Source organism: uncultured Caballeronia sp., from assembly GCF_964243625.1.
In the GTDB taxonomy this organism is placed as follows: Bacteria; Pseudomonadota; Gammaproteobacteria; order Burkholderiales; family Burkholderiaceae; genus Caballeronia.
In genome coordinates this window covers 1-3,752 of sequence record NZ_CAXTGZ010000584.1, presented here as the reverse complement: position 1 = coordinate 3,752, position 3,752 = coordinate 1, and the positions used below count along the sequence as shown (strand labels likewise).

3 protein-coding genes are annotated in these 3,752 nt (G+C 64.5%); 2 read left to right on the top strand and 1 reads right to left on the bottom strand.

The window, feature by feature from the left end; all coding sequences use genetic code 11:
* Window positions 1-1,076 (top strand): aminotransferase class I/II-fold pyridoxal phosphate-dependent enzyme (locus ACFFAR_RS27510; RefSeq protein WP_174364405.1); only part of this gene is annotated, 1,076 nt, incomplete at its 5' end.
* Between the two features lie 56 nt (window positions 1,077-1,132).
* A complete protein-coding gene (locus ACFFAR_RS27505; protein ID WP_375508850.1) occupies window positions 1,133-1,411 on the top strand; it encodes a DUF6440 family protein in 279 nt (92 codons plus the stop codon).
* 13 nt (window positions 1,412-1,424) lie between these two features.
* Here the strand turns inward: ACFFAR_RS27505 and ACFFAR_RS27500 are convergent.
* Window positions 1,425-3,752, bottom strand: a 2,328-nt coding sequence (locus tag ACFFAR_RS27500) for an autotransporter outer membrane beta-barrel domain-containing protein (protein WP_375508849.1), incomplete at its 5' end; no start/stop codon positions are given.

Below are 3,752 nucleotides of genomic sequence, written 5' to 3'. Positions count from 1 at the left end.
GCTATCTGATGTGCAGTTCCGACCCGGAGTCGATGTCGGTCGCGGATCTTCTCGCGCTCGAACCCGGTTCTGCCGATGCCTTCAACAACACGTGGCTGGGCTACACGGAATACCCAGGGGCGCCCGAGCTTCGGCGAGAACTGGCAACCTTGTACGAGTCGATCGGCACGGATGATCTGATCGTGCACACAGGCGCGCAGGAAGCGATCTACTCGTTCGTGAACACGATGCTCGAGGCCGGTGATCACATGATCGTGCATATGCCTGGCTATCAGTCGCATTACTCGGTGGCGCAGGCGCTGGGTGTATCGGTGTCGCCCTGGATGGCGCGTGAAGCCGAGGGCTGGGCGCTCGATCCCGACGAACTCGAAACGTTGCTGCGTCCCGAAACGAAAGCCTTGCTCATCTGCGCGCCGCACAATCCCACGGGTTATCTTCCGGATCGAGAACGGTTCGATGCAATCGTCGACTTCGCGCGCAAACACGGTCTCTGGCTTTTCAGCGACGAGGTCTATAGGGGACTCGAGCATGATCCGGCGCACAGGCTGCCTGCCGCGTGCGACGTCTACGAGAAAGCGATCTCGCTTGGCGCGTTATCGAAGTCGCATGGTCTCGCGGGCTTGCGCGTTGGCTGGGTTGCAACGCGCGATCGGGATGTGCTGGCTGCCATGAACACGTTCAAGGACTATCTGACCATCTGCAATAGCGCGCCGAGCGAGTTTCTAGCGGCCATCGCGGTGCGCAATACCAGCGCATTGATCGAGCGGAATACAGCAATCGTCCGGAGCAATCTGGCTTTGCTCGATCCATTTTTTGCGCGCCATCACGAGATCCTGGAATGGCATCGGCCACGCGCCGGCACGGTAGCCTTTCCGCGGTTGAAGCAGGGCGGCGCGGAGCGCTTCTGCGCGGAAGTGCTCGAACGTACCGGCGTGCTGCTGCTTCCCGGCACGTTGCTGGATCACGGTGATACCCATATTCGTATCGGCCTGGGACGGCGCAATCTGCCGGATGTCCTGGCCATCCTCGATAACTATTTGCGCGAGCACGGCGGCAGGTTGAACCTCGGGCGGTAGATGTCATCGAACGGAATGCGTGTGTCTTTGCGCGCAAAACGTCACGAGGAACGCACATGAAGAGGTTGTTGGTATTGCTGGCGGCAAGCGCGTCGTTCGCAGCGCATGCCCAGAACACACCGAATGTCTCGAAGATCGCGAGCGCTGACTCGAAACCCGCCTCTCGCGCGAGCTTCAACCGATTCACGCGCGAGACCACCGAGGACATCAATCTGCAGTTGGAAACCGATCACGAAACGGGTTGCCGATATCTCATCGCCCAAGCGCAGGGCATCACGCCGCTCCTGAAAAGCAACGGCACGCCCGACTGCAGCGCGCTGAAACTCGGTCAGTAGGACGCAGCCGGTTCTACCATTTCCACCGGACGCCGGCGTTGCCGCCTATCGTCCGTTGATGCGAGCCGCCGAGATTGGTGAGGTAGCTCGCCGTCACGAACGCGCTGCCCGAGCGCGTGACCTGGGCAACGAGTCCCACGTTCAATTGTCCCGATGTTTGTCCAACGCTCCCCGGGATGGTCGTGGTCCCTGCAAACGTCGTGCTGTCGCCCTCGCCGAACGCACGCAGGACGCTGACCCGCGCATAAGGCTGCCACGTCACGCCTGCGTTGCTGAAGGTGTGTTGCAGCCTCACACCGAGGCGCCCGATGTACGTGTTGCCATTGTTGAACGAGACAGACGACACGCCGTCATTGAATTCATTGAGCGACAAGTTCTGCCAGAGGATCTGCGCCTGCGGCTCGACAACGAACGCGTTGCCGAGCGCTATCGGGAAGCCGCCTTCCACCGAACCGGTCACGGCTGTCCCGTGCGTCCCCGCGCCGGTTCCCTGATTCGACAACGGGTCGACCGTAATCGACGAACCCATCAGCACGGCGTCCGTGTACCACCCCGTGGGGCCGACGTGCGTCCAGTAGCCGCCGAGACTGTACGCATTCATCGACAAATGGCCGACGTTCACGTTCGGAAAGCCGAGCGCGAAACCATCGATATCGCCGGTCGCGCGCGCAAAACCCAGGAACAGGCCGTAGTGATTCTTGTGGCCGCTTGCGGTGGAGTCAGCGTAGATGTCGTGACCGACTTGCGCGCCGAAAACAGAGCCGTCGAATTCAGGATTGGCTGCGCCGTCCTGGCGCTGCACCGAATGCGCGCCCCAGACGCGGCCCCACGCGGCCGGCAGCGCGCCGGTTTCGGTGAGGAGGGACTGGTCGCCCTGGCGGTCGTGGAAGTTGTCGATCTGCTGGAAGCCGAGTTCGCGCGCGACCATGGGGATGGCGGCGTAAAGCGCCACTTCCGGCCGGTACACCGGGATGGGCGCTGAACCAGCTGGCGGCGGCGCGGGAAGCGGCGGCGTGCCGGGCGCGGCGGTGGGAACGGACGGGGTATCGTCTGAAGGCGGAGTCGTGCCGGAGGGCGCGCCGGGCGTCGTGGGTGTTGTGGGCTCCGATGGCGTCGCGGGCGTGGCCGGTGTCGTCGGCGTTCCGGGCGTTCCTGGCGAGGTCGGCGGCGTGACTACGGGCGGCGCTGCGGCGGCGACGGTATTTCGCAGATACCAGCTTTCGCTCGTCCCCGCCGTGACGCCGCCCTTCGCGAGATAGTAGGTATAGGCGCCCGCCTGTATGGACGCCGGCAATGAGAACGCGCCAGCGGCCGATGTGGCGCCATTCGCGGCCTGAACCACCTGGATGCCGTCGGCGGTGGTCGCGGCGCCCGTGCCGCCAACGTTGTGGATCAGCAACGTGCTGGACCCGCTGGCATTACCGCCGCTGACGACCAGCTTGTCCGAAGCCGAGTTGTCGGGACCGACGACCGTATTGAGCGCAATCCGGGCGTTCTGCCCGACGTAACTGCCCGTCACGACAAGCTGATTGCCAACGCCTGCGCCGGCAATCTGCGCGAGGCCGTTGTTCGTGAGCTGCCCGCGCACGTTCAACGCGCCGGTTCCTCCCGATGCAAACGCCGGCAGCGCATTCGCCGCGAAGATCGTGCCGTTGTTGGTGACATTGCCGACGATGCTCCCGTAGCCCCCCAGATTCGTCCCTGCCGCGATGGAAACCGGCCCGCCGCCGCCAAGCGATGCGCCGGGGTGCGAGCTGTCGCCTACGGCGAGGGTGCCGGCGCTCAACGTGGTGCCGCCTGTAAATGTGGTCGGCGCCTGCAGCAAAAGCTGCCCGGCGCCGAGCTTCGTCAGCGATCCCGCGCCCGAGATGTTCTGCTTGATGGTGGTATCGAAATTTTGCGTATCGATGACACCACCCGCCGCGCCAAGCACGATGGGACGTGTCGCGGCCAGATCGAGCGCATTGTTCAGGCGCAGCGTGCCGCCGTCGAGCGTCAGCCCGCCGGCCGGGGCGCCCAGCGCGTTATCGGCGCCGATCGCGAGCGTGCCGCCCAGAACCGACGTGCCGCCGGAATACGTGTTGCCGCCGGCTGCTGCGGGGGTCATCGTCAATGTGCCCGCGCCGGCCTTTTCCAGCGCGCCGGTGCCCGAGATCGTGCCGCTGTAGGTGCCGTCGACATCTTGAGCCAGGCGCACGAGCCCGTTGTCGGTTACGTTGGACGGCAGGTTCTGCGCCGTGGCCTGGAGCGTGCCAGGAGCATCGACCAGGCCGACGGTCGTCGGCGCAAACAGGCCGGTCAGGTTGAGCGTGCCGGTCTGCACTTCGGCGAGGTTGAAATC

What these genes read in the sequence shown, in the direction of transcription:
- ACFFAR_RS27505 (WP_375508850.1), top strand. Translation starts at nt 1,133, where the DNA reads ATGAAGAGGTTGTTGGTATTGCTGGCGGCAAGCGCGTCGTTCGCAGCG.